This is a genomic window from Streptomyces sp. NPDC104307 (genome assembly GCF_055584045.1).
In genome coordinates this window covers 135,847-152,122 of record NZ_JBVJMU010000006.1, presented here as the reverse complement: position 1 = coordinate 152,122, position 16,276 = coordinate 135,847, and the positions used below count along the sequence as shown (strand labels likewise).

At 71.5% G+C, this 16,276-nt stretch carries 16 protein-coding genes; 14 read left to right on the top strand and 2 right to left on the bottom strand.

Annotated features, from left to right (window positions below):
• Window positions 1-190: 190 nt before the first annotated feature.
• Together clpB and ACZ601_RS17955 are read left to right on the top strand one after the other, a co-directional pair.
• Complete coding sequence (gene clpB, locus ACZ601_RS17960; protein ID WP_469538793.1) at window positions 191-2,785, top strand: ATP-dependent chaperone ClpB; 2,595 nt, start codon at window positions 191-193, stop codon at window positions 2,783-2,785.
• Window positions 2,786-2,926: 141 nt separating this feature from the next.
• Window positions 2,927-3,487 (top strand): YbjN domain-containing protein, encoded by a 561-nt coding sequence (locus ACZ601_RS17955; RefSeq protein ID WP_311304667.1) that lies wholly within the window; start codon window positions 2,927-2,929, stop codon window positions 3,485-3,487.
• A gap of 129 nt (window positions 3,488-3,616) precedes the next feature.
• On the opposite strand, the gene ACZ601_RS17950 is transcribed toward ACZ601_RS17955, so the two are convergent.
• The gene (locus tag ACZ601_RS17950) at window positions 3,617-3,988 is read right to left on the bottom strand and encodes an Lrp/AsnC ligand binding domain-containing protein (protein WP_469538790.1); all 372 of its coding nucleotides are present in this window, start codon (window positions 3,986-3,988) and stop codon (window positions 3,617-3,619) included.
• On the opposite strand from ACZ601_RS17950, the gene ACZ601_RS17945 reads away from it, so the two are divergent.
• The gene (locus tag ACZ601_RS17945; protein WP_469538788.1) at window positions 3,872-4,357 is read left to right on the top strand and encodes a prevent-host-death family protein; all 486 of its coding nucleotides are present in this window, start codon (window positions 3,872-3,874) and stop codon (window positions 4,355-4,357) included. The two genes, ACZ601_RS17950 and ACZ601_RS17945, sit on opposite strands and share 117 nt — an antisense overlap.
• Window positions 4,354-4,704: a hypothetical protein gene (locus tag ACZ601_RS17940; RefSeq protein ID WP_469538786.1), complete on the top strand. Its 351-nt coding sequence runs from the start codon at window positions 4,354-4,356 to the stop codon at window positions 4,702-4,704. The genes ACZ601_RS17945 and ACZ601_RS17940 overlap by 4 nt, the downstream gene beginning before the upstream one ends.
• A 79-nt stretch (window positions 4,705-4,783) precedes the next feature.
• Here the strand turns inward: ACZ601_RS17940 and ACZ601_RS17935 are convergent, their stop codons facing one another.
• On the bottom strand, window positions 4,784-5,968 hold the full coding sequence (locus ACZ601_RS17935; protein ID WP_469538784.1) for a pyridoxal phosphate-dependent aminotransferase: 1,185 nt from the start codon (window positions 5,966-5,968) through the stop codon (window positions 4,784-4,786).
• Between the two features lie 136 nt (window positions 5,969-6,104).
• On the opposite strand from ACZ601_RS17935, the gene ACZ601_RS17930 reads away from it, so the two are divergent.
• The 10 genes from ACZ601_RS17930 to ACZ601_RS17885 all read left to right on the top strand — a co-directional run bounded on the left by ACZ601_RS17930 (window position 6,105) and on the right by ACZ601_RS17885 (window position 16,252).
• Complete coding sequence (locus tag ACZ601_RS17930) at window positions 6,105-6,419, top strand: hypothetical protein (protein WP_469538782.1); 315 nt, start codon at window positions 6,105-6,107, stop codon at window positions 6,417-6,419.
• Window positions 6,420-6,775: 356 nt separating this feature from the next.
• Window positions 6,776-7,297 carry a DUF2617 family protein gene (locus ACZ601_RS17925; RefSeq protein ID WP_024494507.1) on the top strand — a complete coding sequence of 174 codons (522 nt, stop codon included), beginning with the start codon at window positions 6,776-6,778 and terminating at the stop codon, window positions 7,295-7,297.
• An 84-nt stretch (window positions 7,298-7,381) separates the two neighbouring features.
• Window positions 7,382-8,980 (top strand): polyamine aminopropyltransferase, encoded by a 1,599-nt coding sequence (locus ACZ601_RS17920; protein WP_469538779.1) that lies wholly within the window; start codon window positions 7,382-7,384, stop codon window positions 8,978-8,980.
• Between the two features lie 156 nt (window positions 8,981-9,136).
• Window positions 9,137-10,081 (top strand): SRPBCC domain-containing protein, encoded by a 945-nt coding sequence (locus ACZ601_RS17915; protein WP_469538775.1) that lies wholly within the window; start codon window positions 9,137-9,139, stop codon window positions 10,079-10,081.
• 21 nt (window positions 10,082-10,102) lie between these two features.
• Window positions 10,103-10,900 (top strand): aldose epimerase family protein, encoded by a 798-nt coding sequence (locus tag ACZ601_RS17910; RefSeq protein ID WP_469538772.1) that lies wholly within the window; start codon window positions 10,103-10,105, stop codon window positions 10,898-10,900.
• A gap of 114 nt (window positions 10,901-11,014) precedes the next feature.
• Window positions 11,015-11,554, top strand: a complete 540-nt coding sequence (gene pyrE / locus ACZ601_RS17905; RefSeq protein WP_440578384.1) for an orotate phosphoribosyltransferase — start codon at window positions 11,015-11,017, stop codon at window positions 11,552-11,554.
• Between the two features lie 201 nt (window positions 11,555-11,755).
• Entirely contained in the window at window positions 11,756-12,787 is a 1,032-nt protein-coding gene (fbaA, locus tag ACZ601_RS17900; RefSeq protein ID WP_440578385.1) for a class II fructose-bisphosphate aldolase, read from the top strand.
• Between the two features lie 96 nt (window positions 12,788-12,883).
• The gene (locus ACZ601_RS17895) at window positions 12,884-14,050 is read left to right on the top strand and encodes a MalY/PatB family protein (protein WP_469538767.1); all 1,167 of its coding nucleotides are present in this window, start codon (window positions 12,884-12,886) and stop codon (window positions 14,048-14,050) included.
• A 188-nt stretch (window positions 14,051-14,238) separates the two neighbouring features.
• Window positions 14,239-15,762, top strand: coding sequence for an MFS transporter (locus ACZ601_RS17890; protein ID WP_469538764.1), 1,524 nt, complete (start codon window positions 14,239-14,241; stop codon window positions 15,760-15,762).
• Window positions 15,763-15,838: 76 nt separating this feature from the next.
• Complete coding sequence (locus tag ACZ601_RS17885) at window positions 15,839-16,252, top strand: DUF3151 domain-containing protein (protein ID WP_024493879.1); 414 nt, start codon at window positions 15,839-15,841, stop codon at window positions 16,250-16,252.
• Window positions 16,253-16,276 lie beyond the last annotated feature (24 nt).

Sequence of the window (16,276 nt, the reverse complement as noted above, 5' to 3'; positions counted from 1 at the left end):
GGCAGCCCGGCGACGCCGCGCGGTGGCGGGCGGGCCGGTCGGCCGGTTCACTCGGACAGGAGGTGCGCGGCGGCGCGCGTGGTCCGCCGGGGACCGTTTTCCACCTTGAGTGGAATAGACTCAACTTTACGCACGTTGATCGTGTCAGAAGTGAGTACGGGCCAGTCGTCGCAAGGAGGAGAGAGGGCACGTGGACGCCGAGCTGACCAACAGGAGCCGGGACGCCATCAACGCGGCCACCAGCAGGGCCGTGAAGGACGGGCACGCCGATCTGACCCCGGGGCATTTGCTGCTGGCGCTGCTCGCGGGGGAGGACAACGAGAATCTCGTCGATCTGCTGGCCGCCGTCGACGCGGACCAGATCGCCGTCCGCACCGAGACGGAGCGGCTGCTGTCCGCGCTGCCCAGCGTGACCGGGTCGACCGTCGCACCCCCGCAGCCCAACCGCGAGCTGCTCGCGGTGATCTCCGACGCGGCGCAGCGGGCCAAGGAGCTGGGCGACGACTTCATCTCCACCGAGCACCTGCTGATCGGGATCGCCGCGAAGGGCGGTCGCGCCGGTGAGATCCTCGACGGTCAGGGGGCCAGTGCGAAGAAGCTGCTGGACGCGTTCGAGAAGAGCAGGGGAGGGCGCCGGGTGACCACACCCGACCCGGAGGGCCAGTACAAGGCCCTGGAGAAATTCGGTACGGACTTCACCGCGGCCGCCCGCGAGGGCAAGCTCGACCCGGTCATCGGCCGGGACCAGGAGATCCGCCGCGTCGTCCAGGTGCTCTCGCGCCGCACCAAGAACAACCCGGTGCTCATCGGTGAGCCCGGCGTCGGCAAGACCGCCGTCGTCGAGGGGCTCGCCCAGCGCATCGTCAAGGGCGATGTCCCCGAGTCCCTCAAGAACAAGCGGCTCGTCTCGCTGGACCTCGGCGCGATGGTCGCGGGCGCGAAGTACCGGGGCGAGTTCGAGGAGCGGCTGAAGACCGTCCTCTCCGAGATCAAGGAGAGCGACGGCCAGATCATCACGTTCATCGACGAGCTGCACACCGTCGTCGGCGCGGGCGCGGGCGGCGACTCCGCCATGGACGCGGGCAACATGCTCAAGCCCATGCTGGCCCGCGGCGAGCTGCGGATGGTCGGCGCCACCACGCTCGACGAGTACCGCGAGCGGATCGAGAAGGACCCGGCGCTGGAGCGCCGCTTCCAGCAGGTGCTGGTGGCGGAGCCGTCCGTCGAGGACACCATCGCGATCCTGCGCGGGCTCAAGGGCCGCTACGAGGCCCACCACAAGGTGCAGATCGCGGACTCCTCGCTGGTCGCGGCCGCGACCCTGTCCGACCGCTACATCACCTCGCGCTTCCTTCCCGACAAGGCCATCGACCTCGTCGACGAGGCGGCCTCCCGGCTGCGCATGGAGATCGACTCCTCGCCCGTCGAGATCGACGAACTCCAGCGCGCCGTCGACCGCTTGCACATGGAGGAGCTGGCCCTCAAGAACGAGACCGACGCCGCTTCCAAGCAGCGCCTGGAGAAGCTCCGCCGCGACCTCGCCGACAAGGAGGAGGAGCTGCGCGGCCTCAACGCCCGCTGGGAGAAGGAGAAGCAGGGCCTCAACCGGGTCGGTGAGCTGAAGGAGCGCCTCGACGAGCTGCGCGGACAGGCCGAACGCGCCCAGCGCGACGGCGACTTCGACAGCGCGTCCAAGCTGCTGTACGGGGAGATCCCGGGGCTTGAACGGGAGTTGGCCGAGGCCGCGGAGGCCGAGCAGGAGGCCGCGAAGGAGCCCAAGGAGACGCTGGTCAAGGAGGAGGTCGGCCCGGACGACATCGCTGATGTCGTCGGCGCCTGGACCGGTATCCCGGCCGGCCGGCTGCTGGAGGGCGAGACCCAGAAGCTGCTGCGCATGGAGGAGGAGCTGGGCAGGCGCCTCATCGGGCAGACGGAGGCCGTGCAGGCCGTCTCGGACGCGGTACGCCGCACCCGGGCCGGAATCGCGGACCCCGACCGGCCCACCGGCTCCTTCCTCTTCCTCGGCCCGACCGGCGTCGGCAAGACGGAGCTGGCCAAGGCCCTCGCGGACTTCCTCTTCGACGACGAGCGGGCCATGGTCCGCATCGACATGAGCGAGTACAGCGAGAAGCACAGCGTGGCCCGGCTGGTCGGCGCCCCGCCCGGCTACGTCGGCTACGAGGAGGGCGGCCAGCTCACCGAGGCGGTCCGCCGCCGCCCCTACAGCGTCGTCCTGCTGGACGAGGTCGAGAAGGCCCACCCCGAGGTCTTCGACATCCTGCTCCAGGTCCTGGACGACGGCCGGCTCACCGACGGACAGGGCCGTACGGTGGATTTCCGCAACACGATTCTGATCCTGACCTCCAACCTCGGCAGCCAGTACCTGGTCGATCCCCTGACCAAGCCCGAGGAGAAGAAGAAGCAGGTCCTGGACGTGGTGCGGGCCTCCTTCAAGCCGGAGTTCCTGAACCGGCTGGACGATCTGGTGGTCTTCTCCGCGCTGTCCGGCGACGAGCTGGCCCATATCGCGGGGCTCCAGATCGACCGCCTCGCGGGGCGCCTGGCCGACCGCCGGCTCACCCTCGACGTCACCCCGGCGGCCCTGGCCTGGCTGGCGGAGGAGGGCAACGACCCGGCGTACGGTGCCCGGCCGCTGCGCCGGCTCATCCAGACGGCGATCGGGGACCGGCTCGCGAAGGAGATCCTCTCGGGCGAGGTCACGGACGGCGACACGGTCCTGGTGGACCGGGACGGCGACGGTCTGTCCGTCGGCGCGGCGAACTGACCGGGACAGCACCCGGGTGACCGGCGGCCCCGGTCCGCACCGGCTGGATATCAGCTTGTGGCGGATCGGGGCCGTTCCCGCTTGCCATGCCCCGCCCGGCATGGGAGAGGATGGCAGCCAACCGCACGAAGGGAAATTACGGTGAGCATCGATCCGTCCTCGATTCCTAACTTCGGGGGCCAGCCCGAACCGCAGGCGGCAGGACCGGAGGGCCCCGTCGTCCCTGACCAGGACCTCGTCAAGCAGCTCCTGGAGCAGATGGAGCTGAAGTACGTCGTCGACGACGAGGGCGACCTCGCGGCGCCGTGGGAAGACTTCCGCACGTACTTCATGTTCCGTGGTGAGGGCGAGCAGCAGGTCTTCTCGGTCCGTACGTTCTACGACCGCCCCCACGACACGGACCAGCGCCCGGTCCTGCTCGACGCGATCGACGACTGGAACCGCCGCACCCTGTGGCCCAAGGTCTACACGCACACGCACGAGCCCGAGGAGGGCGCCGAGGACACCACCACCTCGGTCCGCCTGATCGGTGAGGCGCAGATGCTCATCGGCACCGGCGTCAGCCTGGAGCACTTCGTCTCCTCGACGGTCAGCTGGGTGCGGGCCTCGATCGAGTTCGACAAGTGGCTCCTGGAGCGCCTCGGCCTGGCCCCGGCAGAGGAGAAGGCGGAAGGCGCGGAGCAGGACGCTCCGGAGGCCTGAGCCTCAGCACGTACTGCCGAGCCCGGCGTGGCGGACGGCCCCATCGGACCGTTCCCCGCGCCGGGCTCCGGCATGGGTTTTCAGGGCGCGGTCCCACAGGCCCCGCGGCCCGTGGACAGGGGCGTCCCGTTACGAGGCTCGCTCGTAGGTCAGTTGCTTGATGTGACGCAGCACCGGCGACGTCTCGAAGTGCCGGATCCCGTCCAGGCCGCCGATTTCCCGCGTCAGGAAGCGGAACAGCTCCGCGCTGTCCCGTGTGAGGACGACGGCCACCAGGTTGCACGCCCCGCCCGCGAGCGCCGCGACGAAGGCCACCGCCGGGCGATCGGCGAGGGCGCTGCCCGCTCCCTTGAAATCAGATCGTGATCTGAGTATGCTCTGATCATGTCTACCGTGCGCCTGGAAGCAGAAACGGAATCCGTCTCCTTCACCGATCTCTCCCGCAACCCAAAAGGCGTCGCGGCCAGAGCTGCTGCCCTGGGACGGCTTCGGGTCACCCATCGGGACGCGCCGGACATGGTGCTGACCACGGCTGTACGCGCGGAGGGTGCGGAGGAGAACCTGACCACCGCCTCGCGGCTTTTCCTTGCGCTGATGAAGCAGGACGACGGTGCCAGGGCGCTCCTCCTCGCACTGCCCGAGGTGTTCCCCTGGGCGCGACACCTGGACGCGGAAGAGGTACGGGCCTTCACTGTCGAGCTTCTTGAAGCGCTGTCGGACGCCGCCGAACTGGGAGCGGGAGAGGCCGTGCATCGCGTGATCGTCTCCTGGCGCGCCACGGCTCGCATCAATGCTGATCCTGAGCAGCTCAGGGAATCACTCCGTCCGCTCGATGGTGATGACCTCGGCCAGGTCGAGGTGCGTGGGTGAGCCCGAAGAAGGGGGACCGAGTCAGCGTTCCGCCCCTCGACGGGTGGAACGTCGTCTTCGGGACCACAGAGGCGGTGACGGGCTGGGAGGAACTGTGCCGCGTGGCCCTGCCGAGCGCGCATCGGTGCCTGGATGCTCTCCGAAGTGACCCCCTGACCCGGTCCAACTGGAATCGCCAGCATCAGTTGCGCGGCAGGCACGCCACCAAAGCGTGGAAGGGTTCCGACCTGGACCAGTGGGAGTACGAGGTCACTAGCGGTGGTCGAGTGCGCTACCTGGTCAGCGCGGAGACTTCCACCGTGATCCTCGTGTACGCCTCCCCGCGACATCCCAAAGACACCGAGTGAACCGTGGTCGCTTCGGAAGCGGGGCCTGAGCAGGTCCCGCACCCCGAAGCGAACCGGCGGCGCTCTTTCCGCGCCCCTGTCAAACCGCCAATCGCTTGAGGCGGGTAACCGCTTCTTCCAACACACCCTTCCGCTTGCAGAACGCGAAGCGGACGAACGGCGCGCCCTGCTGCCGGTGGTCGTAGAAGACCGCGTTCGGTACGGCCACCACCCCACAGCGCTCTGGCAGCGACCGGCAGAACGCGAAGCCGTCCCCGGAGCTGTCCAGCGGGCGGATGTCAGTGGTGACGAAGTACGTGCCGGCCGGGCGGTAGACCTGGAAACCGGCCTCTGCGAGTCCGTCGCTCAGCAGGTCCCGCTTGGCCCGCAGATCCGCGCGCAGCGTGTCGAAGTAGCTGTCGGGCAGCCGCAGCGCCTCCGCGACCGCGTACTGGAACGGGCCCGCGGAGACGTACGTCAGGAACTGCTTCGCGGAGCGGACCGCCGTCACCAGCTCGGGGCTCGCGGTGATCCAGCCGACCTTCCAGCCGGTGAACGAGAACGTCTTGCCGGCCGAGCTGATGGTGACCGTCCGCTCGCGCATGCCGGGGAACGAGGCGAGCGGCAGGTGCTCGCCCTCGAATACCAGCTGCTCGTAGACCTCGTCGGTGACGACGAGGAGGTCGCGCTCGCACGCCAGGGCGGCGATCGCGGCGAGTTCCTCGCGGGTCAGGACGGTGCCGGTGGGGTTGTGCGGGGTGTTGAGCAGCAGCAGCCGGGTGCGGGGGGTGACGGCGGCGCGCAGCTCGTCGAGGTCCAGCCGGTAGCCGCCGGCCGTGGGCTCCGGGTGCAGGGTGACGGGGACGCGGGTGGCGCCGGCCATGGCGATGCAGGCGGCGTAGGAGTCGTAGTACGGCTCCAGCGCGATGACCTCGTCGCCGGGTTCCAGGAGGGCCAGCATCGAGGCCGCGATGGCCTCGGTGGCGCCCGCGGTGACCAGGACCTCGGTGTCGGGGTCGTACGCCAGGGCGTAGCGCCGCAGCTGGTGCTCGGTGATCGCGGTGCGCAGTTCGGGGACCCCGGGCCCCGGCGGGTACTGGTTGCCGTGGCCGGCGCGCAGGGCGCGGACGGCGGCCTCGCGGACCTCCTCCGGTCCGTCGGTGTCCGGGAACCCCTGGCCGAGGTTGATGGCGCCGGTACGGACGGCCAGCGCGGACATCTCCGCGAAGATCGTCGTACCGAACTCGGCGAGGCGGCGGTTGAGCAGCGGTCGTCCCTGTGTCATGACCGCCATCCTGCGCGGAAGCTCTGGAGTTGCTCAAGTCCGCTTTGGCCGAACGGGGGCGGGGGCATCTCTCCTGCACGCAGGAACCGGTGAGAAGCGGGGGACTCGCTTCGGGGGACGGAAGGACGTGAGGTCGGTGGAGCTGGCGATCGGTGCGGTACTCGTGCTCGTGGTCGTGGCGGCGGCGGTTCTCGTCGCGTCGATGGCGGACACGGCGAAGCGCAACAAGTCACTGGCCGGGAGCAAGGGCCGCCGTCGTGCGGCCGGTGGAGGCGCGGCGGGCGGCAGCTGGTGGGCGGGCGGCGGGGGCGGCTCTTCGTGCGGCAGCGGCAGCGGTCATTCGGGCGGTCATTCGGGCGGTCACTCCGGCGGCCATTCGTGCGGAGGCGGCCATTCCTGCGGCGGGGGCTCTTCGTGCGGTGGCGGGGGCGGATGCGGCGGAGGCAGCTGACACGGGGCGGCTGGTCCGCGGCCGGGCGGGGTGCACGCGAGCCCGGTGCCGGTGGAGGTGTCCGGCGGGATCGGGGGCGGTCATACCCCTAAGTCCCGCCGGACACCTTTTTGTTGGGCCGTACGGCGAGTCGCCGGTGAACAGGTGAACCGGAGGGCCCCCGAGGGGATGGAAACCACGTCAAGTTGGGTAAAAACACTGCGAGTACGGCTTAGTTCGTGATTCCCTCAGTGGAGAGAACATTCAGCCCTCGGACCCCAGTTGGACCTGATCGGGCGCTTCCCGCCTCCCACGTGCATCACGCTCGGGGGCGCCCCCCTGTCCATGTGTCCATGTGTGTTTTGCGGAGCCGACCCATGCTCACGACCCTCCATACGGCCTATTCCGACACCCGTGCCGCCGATCTGGCCTGGGCGCTGGGGCGTGAACCGCTCCCGGCGCTCGCCGTGCTCGATCTCCATCTCGCCGGTGCACAACTCCAGTTGCGCCTGCTCGGCGCCTCTCATCAGGTCCTCCTTGAGGAGGACAGCGGCAGCTGTTCAGAGACCGTCGCCTGTATGCCGGGCAGCAGCACCCCACTGCCCCTCGGCGTCTCCAAGCGACTCGGGGACTGGGAGTACGAGTTCGCGGCCCGGGTGGAGACGCTCGGCGCGGGTTCGTTCGCGGGGCGCGCGCAGGAGCTCCTGGCGCTCGTCTCCGACCATCCCCACGGACTGGCCGGGACGTTCCCCGGCAGCCCGCACGCCTTCACCGCCATGCTCGCCCAGCGGACCGAGGGGCAGGTGCGTTGGCGCACCTGGCACGCGTACCCGCAGGAGGGGCAGTTGGTGGTGACGCGCACCCGAGTGGGTGTGCGGATGCCGGCGGCTGTGCTGTGACGGGGGCCAACTCCGTTGCGGCTCAACCACTTACACCCTTGTGGGTGACAAGCGGCGACACTCCAGTGACGTAGCGTTCGCGGCATGATCGACCAGCAGGTGTCGCTGCGAGGGGGCGCGGCGCGGCTTCCCGTACGGCCGAGGACCGGCCGGTACCTCGTGCTGGCCGCGGTCTTCGTCTGCGCCGCGTGCGGTCTGGTGTACGAGCTCGAACTGGTCGCGCTCGCCTCCTATCTGATCGGTGACTCCGTCACCCAGGCATCCGTCGTGCTCTCCGTGATGGTGTTCGCCATGGGCATCGGTTCGTTGCTCGCGAAACGTTTATGCAGCCGGGCCGCGGTCGGCTTCGGACTGATCGAGGCGGCGCTGGCCCTGGTCGGCGGTTCCTCCGCGCTGGTGCTCTACGCGACGTTCGCCTGGATCGGGGAGTCGCGGTACGCCCTGGTCGGCTTCTCACTGGCGATCGGGGTACTGATCGGTGCGGAGATCCCGCTGCTGATGACGCTGATCCAGCGCGTCGACCGGCAGGACGCGGGCGGGGCCGTCGCCGATCTGTTCGCCGCGGACTACGTGGGGGCCCTGGTCGGCGGGCTGGCGTTCCCGTTCCTGCTGCTGCCGATGCTCGGACAGCTCACCGGGGCGCTGCTCACCGGAGCGGTCAACGCGGCGGCGGGCGGGGCGCTGGTGATGTGGGTGTTCCGGCGGGATCTCAGCTGCCGGTCCCGGTGGCTGCTCATCGTCGCCAACGTGACGGTGATCGCCCTGCTGGCCACGGTCGCGGTGCTGGCCGACGACTTCGAGCGGGCGGCGCGGCGGGCGGTGTACGGGGACCGGGTGCGGGTCGCCATGCAGACCGACGTCCAGGAGGTGGTGCTGACCGGTGCGGGCCGCAGCTCCCTGGACCTCTACCTGGACGGGCGGCTGCGGGTCAGCTCGCGCGACGAGTACCGGTACCACGAGGCGCTGGTGCACCCGGTGATGAACGGGCCGCACGCCCGGGTGCTGATCCTGGGCGGCGGCGACGGTCTGGCCGCCCGCGAGGTGCTGCGCTACCCCGGGGTGCGGAGCGTCACGGTGGTCGAGCTGGACCCGGCCGTCACCCGGTTGGCCCGTACGGACCGGGCTCTCTCCGCGCTGAACGCGCACGCGTACCGGGACCCTCGGCTGACAGCCGTCACCGGGGACGCGTTCAGCTGGCTGCGGGCGGCGCACGGCCGCTACGACGCGGTGATCTCCGACCTGCCTGACCCGGGGATCTCGGCCAGTACGAAGCTCTACTCGGCGGAGTTCTACGGACTGGTCGCCGAGGCCCTCGCGCCGGGCGGCCGGCTGGTGGTGCACGGCGGGCCGCCGGTCGCCCGGCCGCACACGTTCTGGACGGTGGAGGCGTCGATGAGGGCGGCGGGGCTGCGCACCCGCCCCTACCGGATCGGCGGCCGGTACGCCGGTTTCGAGTCGGGCCCCGACCGAGCGACGGGCGGCGGCACGCAGGCGCACGGCTGGGGGTTCGTCCTGGCCGCGCTTGGCCGGACCCCGGCGCTCGGCCTGGCCCCCCAGGCGCCTCGGCTGAGGTCCCTGACGGAAGCGGGTCTCCAGGAGGCGGGGCGGCAGGCGGAGTCCGGCCGGCTGCCGGGGATGGCGCCCTCGACCCTGGTGCACCCGAGGTACTGGGACGAGCCGTGAGCGGGGAGGCGGTGTCGGTGACTGGCCGTGGGCGGGTGAGGCGGCGACCGCGACGAGCTGTGAGCGGGGGACCGGCGTCCGCGACGAGCTGTGGGCGGGGTTTTCGGAGGGGATGAAGCGCTGACGGGACGGGCGGGGCTGAGTAGGCTCGGTTTTATGGAGCATGAGGTGTTCGTTCCGGTTCCGGTCCCCGTCCTGCGGCGGACGCTGGGCGATCCTGCCCGGGTCGCGCGCTGTGTGCCGGGGCTGCAGCAGGACGCCGACGCGTCCGCGGGCCCGCTGGCAGGCCGGCTCAAGGTACGGGTCGGTGGCCACACCATCACCTACCGGGGCGCGCTGCGGATCACCGAGGCGGCGGACGGCCCGGCGGGGGACTCCGCCTACGGCGTCTCCGTGACGGGCGAGGGCGTGGAGGCGCGCGGTACCGGCTCGGTGAAGCTGGCCCTGGCCGTCCGGCTGACCGAACGGAACGGCGGCACGGCGATCACGTTCGAGGGCACGGTGAGCGGCGACGGCCGCCTGGTGGAGCTGGACCCGGCGCCGGCGCTCGCCGCTGCCCACCGCCTGCTGGACCGGTTCGCACAGCAGCTGGTGACCGAGGCGCTCGCCGCGCACGGGGGCGATGCGGACGGCTCGGGGGGCAGGCCCGGTGGCGTGTCCGGTGCCGGCGCCGATGAGCGGTCCGTCGGGGACGCGGTGGAGGAGGCCATCGAGGAGGCCGCGGAGGAGGCGGACGACACCGGTGTCGGGGAGGCCCCGACCCGGCATGACGCCGCTGCCGACGAGGCGCCCTCCGGTGATCCGTCGTCGGACGGGGCCTCGGTCTTCGACTCCGCGGTGCCGCCGTCCTCGCTGGACCCGGTGGCCGGTATCGAGTTCACCGTTCCGGATCCCCCGGCCGAGGCCGCCCATGCCCGGCGCACCATGATCGGGCGCAGCGCCGAAGAGGTCGACCACGCCCCGCCGCGCGGCCGGTACGCACCCGTGCCGGCGCCCGGCTCCGCCGGTGCGGGCGCCACGCTGCGCTGGGTGGCCCCGGCCGCCGCGCTGGCCCTCGCCTCGGCCGTGGTGGTGGGCCGGGCGCTGCGGCGCCGGAGGTAGCCGCGCCAGTAGTGTCCTCGTGTGAGCAGCAGCGAGAAGGACGTCCGGCTGTCCGCCGGCGACGCAGAGTTGACCGTGAGCCCCGCCAACGGCTGCCGTATCAGCAGCCTGCGGATCGGTGGCACCGAACTGTTGCGGCAGGGGGAGCGGTACGGCTGCTTCCCGATGGTGCCGTGGTGCGGGCGCATGGAGAACGGGCAGTTTCGCAACGGCGGTGTGCCGCACCGGATGCCGCTGACCGCCCCGCCGCACGCCATCCACGGCACGGGCCGTGACACGGTCTGGCAGACCGACCGGGAGACCGGGACGGAGGCCTCGTTCCACTACGACCTGGCGGAGCCGTGGCCGTACCCGGGCCGGGTGACGCAGACCGTCGAACTGTCGGAGGACTCCGTCACGTTGGCGTTCGGCATCGAGACGTACGGGGACTCCTTCCCGGCGCAGGCCGGCTGGCACCCCTGGTTCCGGCGCGGTCTCGGCGGCGGCGAGGACGTCCGGATCGCCTTCGACGCGGCCTGGCAGGAGGAGCGGGGCGAGAACCATCTGCCGACCGGCCGCCGCATCCCGCCGCTGGACGGCCCGTGGGACGACGCCTTCGGGATGCCCGACGGAGTCGACGTGACCCTCACCTGGCCGCGGCAGCTGGAGCTGACGGTGAAGAGCCGGGCCGAGTGGGTGGTGGTCTACGACGAGCAGGCCGAGGCCGTCTGCGTGGAGCCGCAGTCCGGCCCGCCGAACGGGCTGAACACCGCGCCCCGCTACGTCACCCCGATCGATCCGCTGGAGATCGCGACGACATGGAGCTGGCGCAGGCTCTGAGTCCGGGCCCGGTGCGGGTGCGTCGGCCGGTGCGGGCGTGGGTGCCGGTCCGGGTGCGGCGGCCGGTGCGGGCGCCGGGGCAGGGTCGCTGCCGGGCGCCTTATCCTCGTAGCCATGACAGACGTACGCGCTGAGCTGCTGCAGCAGATCAAGGACAAGGCCGTCGTTCACGGCAAGGTGACGCTCTCCTCCGGCCTGGAGGCCGACTGGTACATCGACCTGCGCCGCATCACGCTGGACGGCAAGGCTGCTCCGATGGTCGGCCAGGTCATGCTCGACGCGACCGCGGAACTGGACTACGACTGCGTGGGCGGGCTGACGCTGGGCGCCGACCCGGTCGCCACCTCGATGCTGCACGCCTCCGCCGCCCGCGGCCAGGAGCTGGACGCGTTCGTCGTCCGCAAGGCGCAGAAGGCCCACGGGATGCAGCGCCGGATCGAGGGCGCCGAGGTCAAGGGCCGGCGCTGCCTGGTCGTCGAGGACACCTCGACGACGGGCGGTTCGCCGCTGACCGCCGTGGAGGCGGTGCGTGAGGCGGGCGGCGAGGTCGTCGCCGTCGCCGTGATCGTGGAGCGGGGCGCTGCTCCGGCTGTCGCCGAGGCGGGTCTCCCGTATCTCCACGTGTACTCGGTCGCGGACCTCGACCTGTCCTGACCTGCGGTTTCTTGCGAGGGTGGCCTGTTTCACGTGAAACAGGCCACCCTCGTCGCATGTCCGCTCCGAGGCGGCCCCGAATACGGGGGGATCCGCCGGGTGGAGCCGGACCAAGAGTCTGGGAAGATGGGGGCGACGATGACGTCGCCCCCAGGTCAGGGAACCAGCAACGCACACCCGCACATCCCAAGGAGCGGACAGATGCCCATCGCAACCCCCGAGGTCTACGCCGAGATGCTCGACCGGGCGAAGGCAGGCAAGTTCGCCTACCCGGCCATCAACGTGACCTCGACCCAGACCCTGCACGCTGCGCTGCGCGGTTTCGCGGAGGCCGAGAGCGACGGCATCATCCAGATGTCCACCGGTGGGGCGGAGTTCCTGGGCGGCCAGTACAACAAGGACATGGTCACGGGCGCCGTCGCCCTGGCCGAGTTCGCGCACATCGTCGCCGCCAAGTACGACATCACGGTCGCGCTGCACACCGACCACTGCCCCAAGGACAAGCTGGACACCTACGTCCGTCCGCTGATCGACGTCTCCGCAGAGCGCGTCGCCAAGGGTCTGAACCCGCTGTTCCAGTCGCACATGTGGGACGGTTCGGCCGAGACGCTGGCCGACAACCTCGCCATCGGCCAGGAGCTGCTGGCCAAGGCCGCCGCCGCCAAGATCATTCTTGAGGTCGAGATCACCCCGACCGGCGGTGAGGAGGACGGCGTCACGCACGAGATCAACGACGAGCTGTACACGACCGTCGACGACGCGCTGCGCACCGCCGAGGCGCTCGGCCTGGGCGAGAAGGGCCGCTACCTGCTGGCCGCGTCCTTCGGCAACGTGCACGGCGTCTACAAGCCGGGCAACGTCGTGCTCCGCCCCGAGCTCCTGAAGGACCTCCAGGTCGGCGTCTCCGCCAAGTACGGCAAGCCGGCCGGCAGCCAGCCGTTCGACTTCGTCTTCCACGGCGGCTCGGGCTCCACCGCCGAGGAGATCGCCACCGCGCTGGAGAACGGCGTCGTGAAGATGAACCTCGACACCGACACCCAGTACGCCTTCACCCGCCCGGTCGCGGACCACATGTTCCGCAACTACGACGGCGTGCTGAAGGTCGACGGCGAGGTCGGCAACAAGAAGACCTACGACCCGCGCACCTGGGGCAAGGCCGCCGAGGCGGGCATGGCCAAGCGCGTCACGGAGGCCTGCGCCAACCTGCGGTCCACCGGCACCAAGCTGAAGTAGTTCCGGACGGCTGTGTGCGTGGGCCCGGCATCCCTTGGGGTGCCGGGCCCACGGCATGTCCGCACCCGGCAGGAACGACGATCCGAGGGAACAGCTGTGAGCACGTCCTACGACTTCGACACCGTCATCGACCGCCGTGGCACCTGGTGTGTCCAGTGGGACGGGGTGGCGGACCGGTTCGGGGTGGACGGGCTGCTGCCGTTCACCATCTCGGACATGGACTTCGCGACGGCCCCCGAGGTGCTGGCCGCCCTGCGGACCCGTCTCGATCACGGCGTGTTCGGGTACACCGACTGGGACCATGACGACTTCAGGTCCGCGATCGCCCACTGGTACGAGACCCGGTACGGCACCACGATCGACACCGGCCGGATGGTGTACGCGCCGTCCGTGCTCAGCCAGCTGTCGCAGCTGCTCCAGATGTGGACGGCGGAGGGAGAGGGCGTCGTCGTCCACACCCCCACGTACGACGGTTTCCGCAAGGCGATCACCGGGCTCGGGCGGGAGCTTCGCGGGGTGCCGCTGGGGGACCCGGACGCGCTGGAGCGGGAGCTGGCCCGCGCGGACAGCAAGGTGCTGCTGCTCTGCTCGCCGCACAACCCCACCGGGCGGGTGTGGACGGAGTCCGAGCTCGCGGAGCTGGCCTCGCTCGCCGCCCGGCACGGGGTCGCGGTGATCAGCGACGAGATCCACGCGGACTTCGTGCACGGCGGGCGGCGGCACGTGCCGTGGACCCGGGTGGCGGGCGACGGGCGCTGGGCCCTCATCACGTCCGCGTCGAAGTCGTTCAACTTCCCCGCGCTGACGGGCTCGTACGGGATCGTCGGCCGGCCGGAGGACCGGACGGAGTTCCTGCGCCGGATGCAGACCGCGGAGGGGCTCGCCTCCCCGGCCGTGCTCTCGCTGACCGCGCACATCGCCGCGTACCGGGACGGCGGGGACTGGCTGGACGCGGTCCGCGCGTACGTCACCGGGAACCTGGCGTTCGTCGCGGAACGCCTGAACGCGGCCTTCCCCGAGCTGGAGTGGGAGCCGCCGCAGGCCGGCTACCTGGCCTGGATCGACCTGCGGAAGGCGGGCGTCGAGGACGAGGCGGAGCTCCAGCGGGTGCTGATCGAGCGGGAGCGGGTCGCGGTGATGCCGGGGAGCGTGTACGGGGCGGAGGGCTTCGTGCGGCTGAACGTGGGGTGCGCGCGGAGCAAGGTGGAGGCGGGGGTGGCCGCGTTGATCCGGGGGGTGGAGGCGGTGCGGGGCGCCGCGTAGCGCGGCGGGGTTGCGGGGTGCGGGTGTGGCGCGGGGCGTTTCGGGGGCGCTGCCCCCGGGCCCCCGCTCCTCAATCGCCGGAGGGGCTTGAATTGGCCGGGCTCGGTCTCTTGGAGGGGCTTCATCTGGCTGGGCTCGGCTTGAGTGTTCCGGTGGCCTCGGGGGGCGGTGGCGTCGATGCTGGGGGCATGGAGAAGAGTGACGCGGACGGGGGCGGGATTCGGGTCGCCTCCCGCGCCGGGCGGTGGGTTGTTCTCACGACCGTGCTCGGGTCGAGCATGGCCATGCTGGACTCCACCGTCATCAATGTGGCCCTGCCCCGGATCGGTGAGGATCTCGGTACCGACCTGGCCGCGCTTCAGTGGACCGTCAACGCGTACATGCTGACGCTCGCCGGGCTGATCCTGCTCGGCGGGGCGCTCGGGGACCGGTACGGGCGGCGGCGGGTCTTCGTCATCGGGGTCGTGTGGTTCGCCCTCGCCTCGCTGCTCTGCGGCATCGCGCCCAACGCCTTCGTGCTCATCGCCGCCCGTGCCCTCCAGGGCGTCGGCGGGGCGCTGCTCACCCCCGGCTCGCTGGCCCTGATCCAGGCGAGCTTCCACCCGGACGACCGGGCCCGCGCGGTCGGGCTCTGGTCCGGGTTCGGCGGGGTCGGGGCCGCTGTCGGGCCGTTCGTGGGCGGCTGGCTCGTCGACGGGCCCGGCTGGCGGTGGGTGTTCCTGCTCAACCTGCCGCTCGCCGCCGTCTGCGCGCCCATCGCGCTGCGCCACGTACCGGAGTCCCGCGACCCGTACGCCCGAGGCCGCTTCGACGTCCTCGGGGCGGCGCTCGGCGCGCTCTCCCTCGCGCTGGTGACGTACGCGCTGATCGAGGCGCCCGGGGCGGGCGCCTCCCCGGCGGTGATCGGGTCCGCGGTGGGCGGGGTGCTGCTCGGGGCCGTGTTCGTCCAGGTCGAGCGGCGGCGGGCGCACCCCATGCTGCCGCCGTCGGTGTTCGCGTCCCGGCAGTTCACCACCGTCAACATCGTCACTCTCTGCGTGTACGCGGCGCTCGGCGGCTACTTCTTCCTCTCCGCGATCCAGCTCCAGGTCGTCGCCGGGTACTCGGCGCTCGGCGCGGGCACCGCGCTGCTGCCGACGACCGTCCTGATGCTGCTGTTCTCCGCCAGATCGGGCGAGCTGGGCCAGCGCATCGGCCCCCGCATCCCGCTCACCGCCGGCCCGCTGATCGCCGCCACCGGCATGCTGCTGATGCTGCGCGTGGGGCCGGGCTCCAACACCGTCTCCGGGTACCTGACCGACGTGCTGCCGGCCGTCGCCGTGCTCGGCGTCGGGCTGGTCACCGTGGTGGCCCCGCTCACCGCGACCGTCCTGGCCTCCGTGGACACCGGCCGGGCCGGTCTCGCCAGCGGGATCAACAACGCCGCAGCCCGTGCCGCCGGGCTGATCGCGGTGGCCGCGCTGCCGCTGCTCGCCGGGATGGGGCCGGAGGCCTACCGGGACGCCGGGGAGTTCGCCGCGACCTTCCGGCGCGCGATGCCGATGTGCGCCGGGCTGCTGGTGGTGGGCGCCGCGATCGCCTGGGCGACCGTCCGCACACCCCACGCGGCCGTACAGGACGCCGCGCGCCCCGAGTGCACGGTGAACTGCGGCGTCACCGCCCCGCCGCTGGAACCGGCCCCCGGAACGGCACGCCGGGCGGACGACGCCTGAGCGGCTGACGGGGGCCGTGCGCCCCGGTGCCCGCCGTTTGTGCACCGGCGGCGCCGGTGCCAGGCACACTTGGACCATGTCGATCCACGAGAACCTGCTCGGGGGCCCCGCCCCGACCCACCTGCCCGACGAACCGGGACCGCGCGAACTGCTCGCCGCGGACGTCGCTCCCGCCGAGGTCGCCGCGAAGTACCCGACCTCCTCCCTGGCCTGGGCTCAGCTCGCCGACGAGGCGTTCGAGGGCGGCCGGGTCATCGAGTCGTACGCGTACGCCCGTACCGGCTACCACCGCGGCCTGGACGCGCTGCGCCGGGCCGGCTGGAAGGGCCACGGCCCCGTACCGTTCGAGCACGAGCCGAACCGCGGATTCCTGCGCGCCCTGCACGCCCTGGCGCGCGCCGCGCAGGCGATCGGTGAGAAGGAGGAGTACGAGCGCTGCTCGACGTTCCTCCGGGACTCCTCCCCGACCGCCGCCGAGACCCTCGGCTAGACAGCACCCGCCCCACCGGCCCCG

Bases quoted from the DNA above. Each gene is read 5' to 3' on its own strand.
- ACZ601_RS17945 (WP_469538788.1), top strand. From the start codon at position 3,872: ATGTCTACCGTGCGCCTGGAAGCAGAAACGGAATCCGTCTCCTTCACC.
- ACZ601_RS17950 (WP_469538790.1), bottom strand. From the start codon at position 3,988: ATGGGTGACCCGAAGCCGTCCCAGGGCAGCAGCTCTGGCCGCGACGCC.
- ACZ601_RS17935 (WP_469538784.1), bottom strand. From the start codon at position 5,968: ATGACACAGGGACGACCGCTGCTCAACCGCCGCCTCGCCGAGTTCGGT.
- ACZ601_RS17925 (WP_024494507.1), top strand. From the start codon at position 6,776: ATGCTCACGACCCTCCATACGGCCTATTCCGACACCCGTGCCGCCGAT.
- ACZ601_RS17920 (WP_469538779.1), top strand. From the start codon at position 7,382: ATGATCGACCAGCAGGTGTCGCTGCGAGGGGGCGCGGCGCGGCTTCCC.
- ACZ601_RS17915 (WP_469538775.1), top strand. From the start codon at position 9,137: ATGGAGCATGAGGTGTTCGTTCCGGTTCCGGTCCCCGTCCTGCGGCGG.
- pyrE (WP_440578384.1), top strand. From the start codon at position 11,015: ATGACAGACGTACGCGCTGAGCTGCTGCAGCAGATCAAGGACAAGGCC.
- fbaA (WP_440578385.1), top strand. From the start codon at position 11,756: ATGCCCATCGCAACCCCCGAGGTCTACGCCGAGATGCTCGACCGGGCG.
- ACZ601_RS17890 (WP_469538764.1), top strand. From the start codon at position 14,239: ATGGAGAAGAGTGACGCGGACGGGGGCGGGATTCGGGTCGCCTCCCGC.
- ACZ601_RS17885 (WP_024493879.1), top strand. From the start codon at position 15,839: ATGTCGATCCACGAGAACCTGCTCGGGGGCCCCGCCCCGACCCACCTG.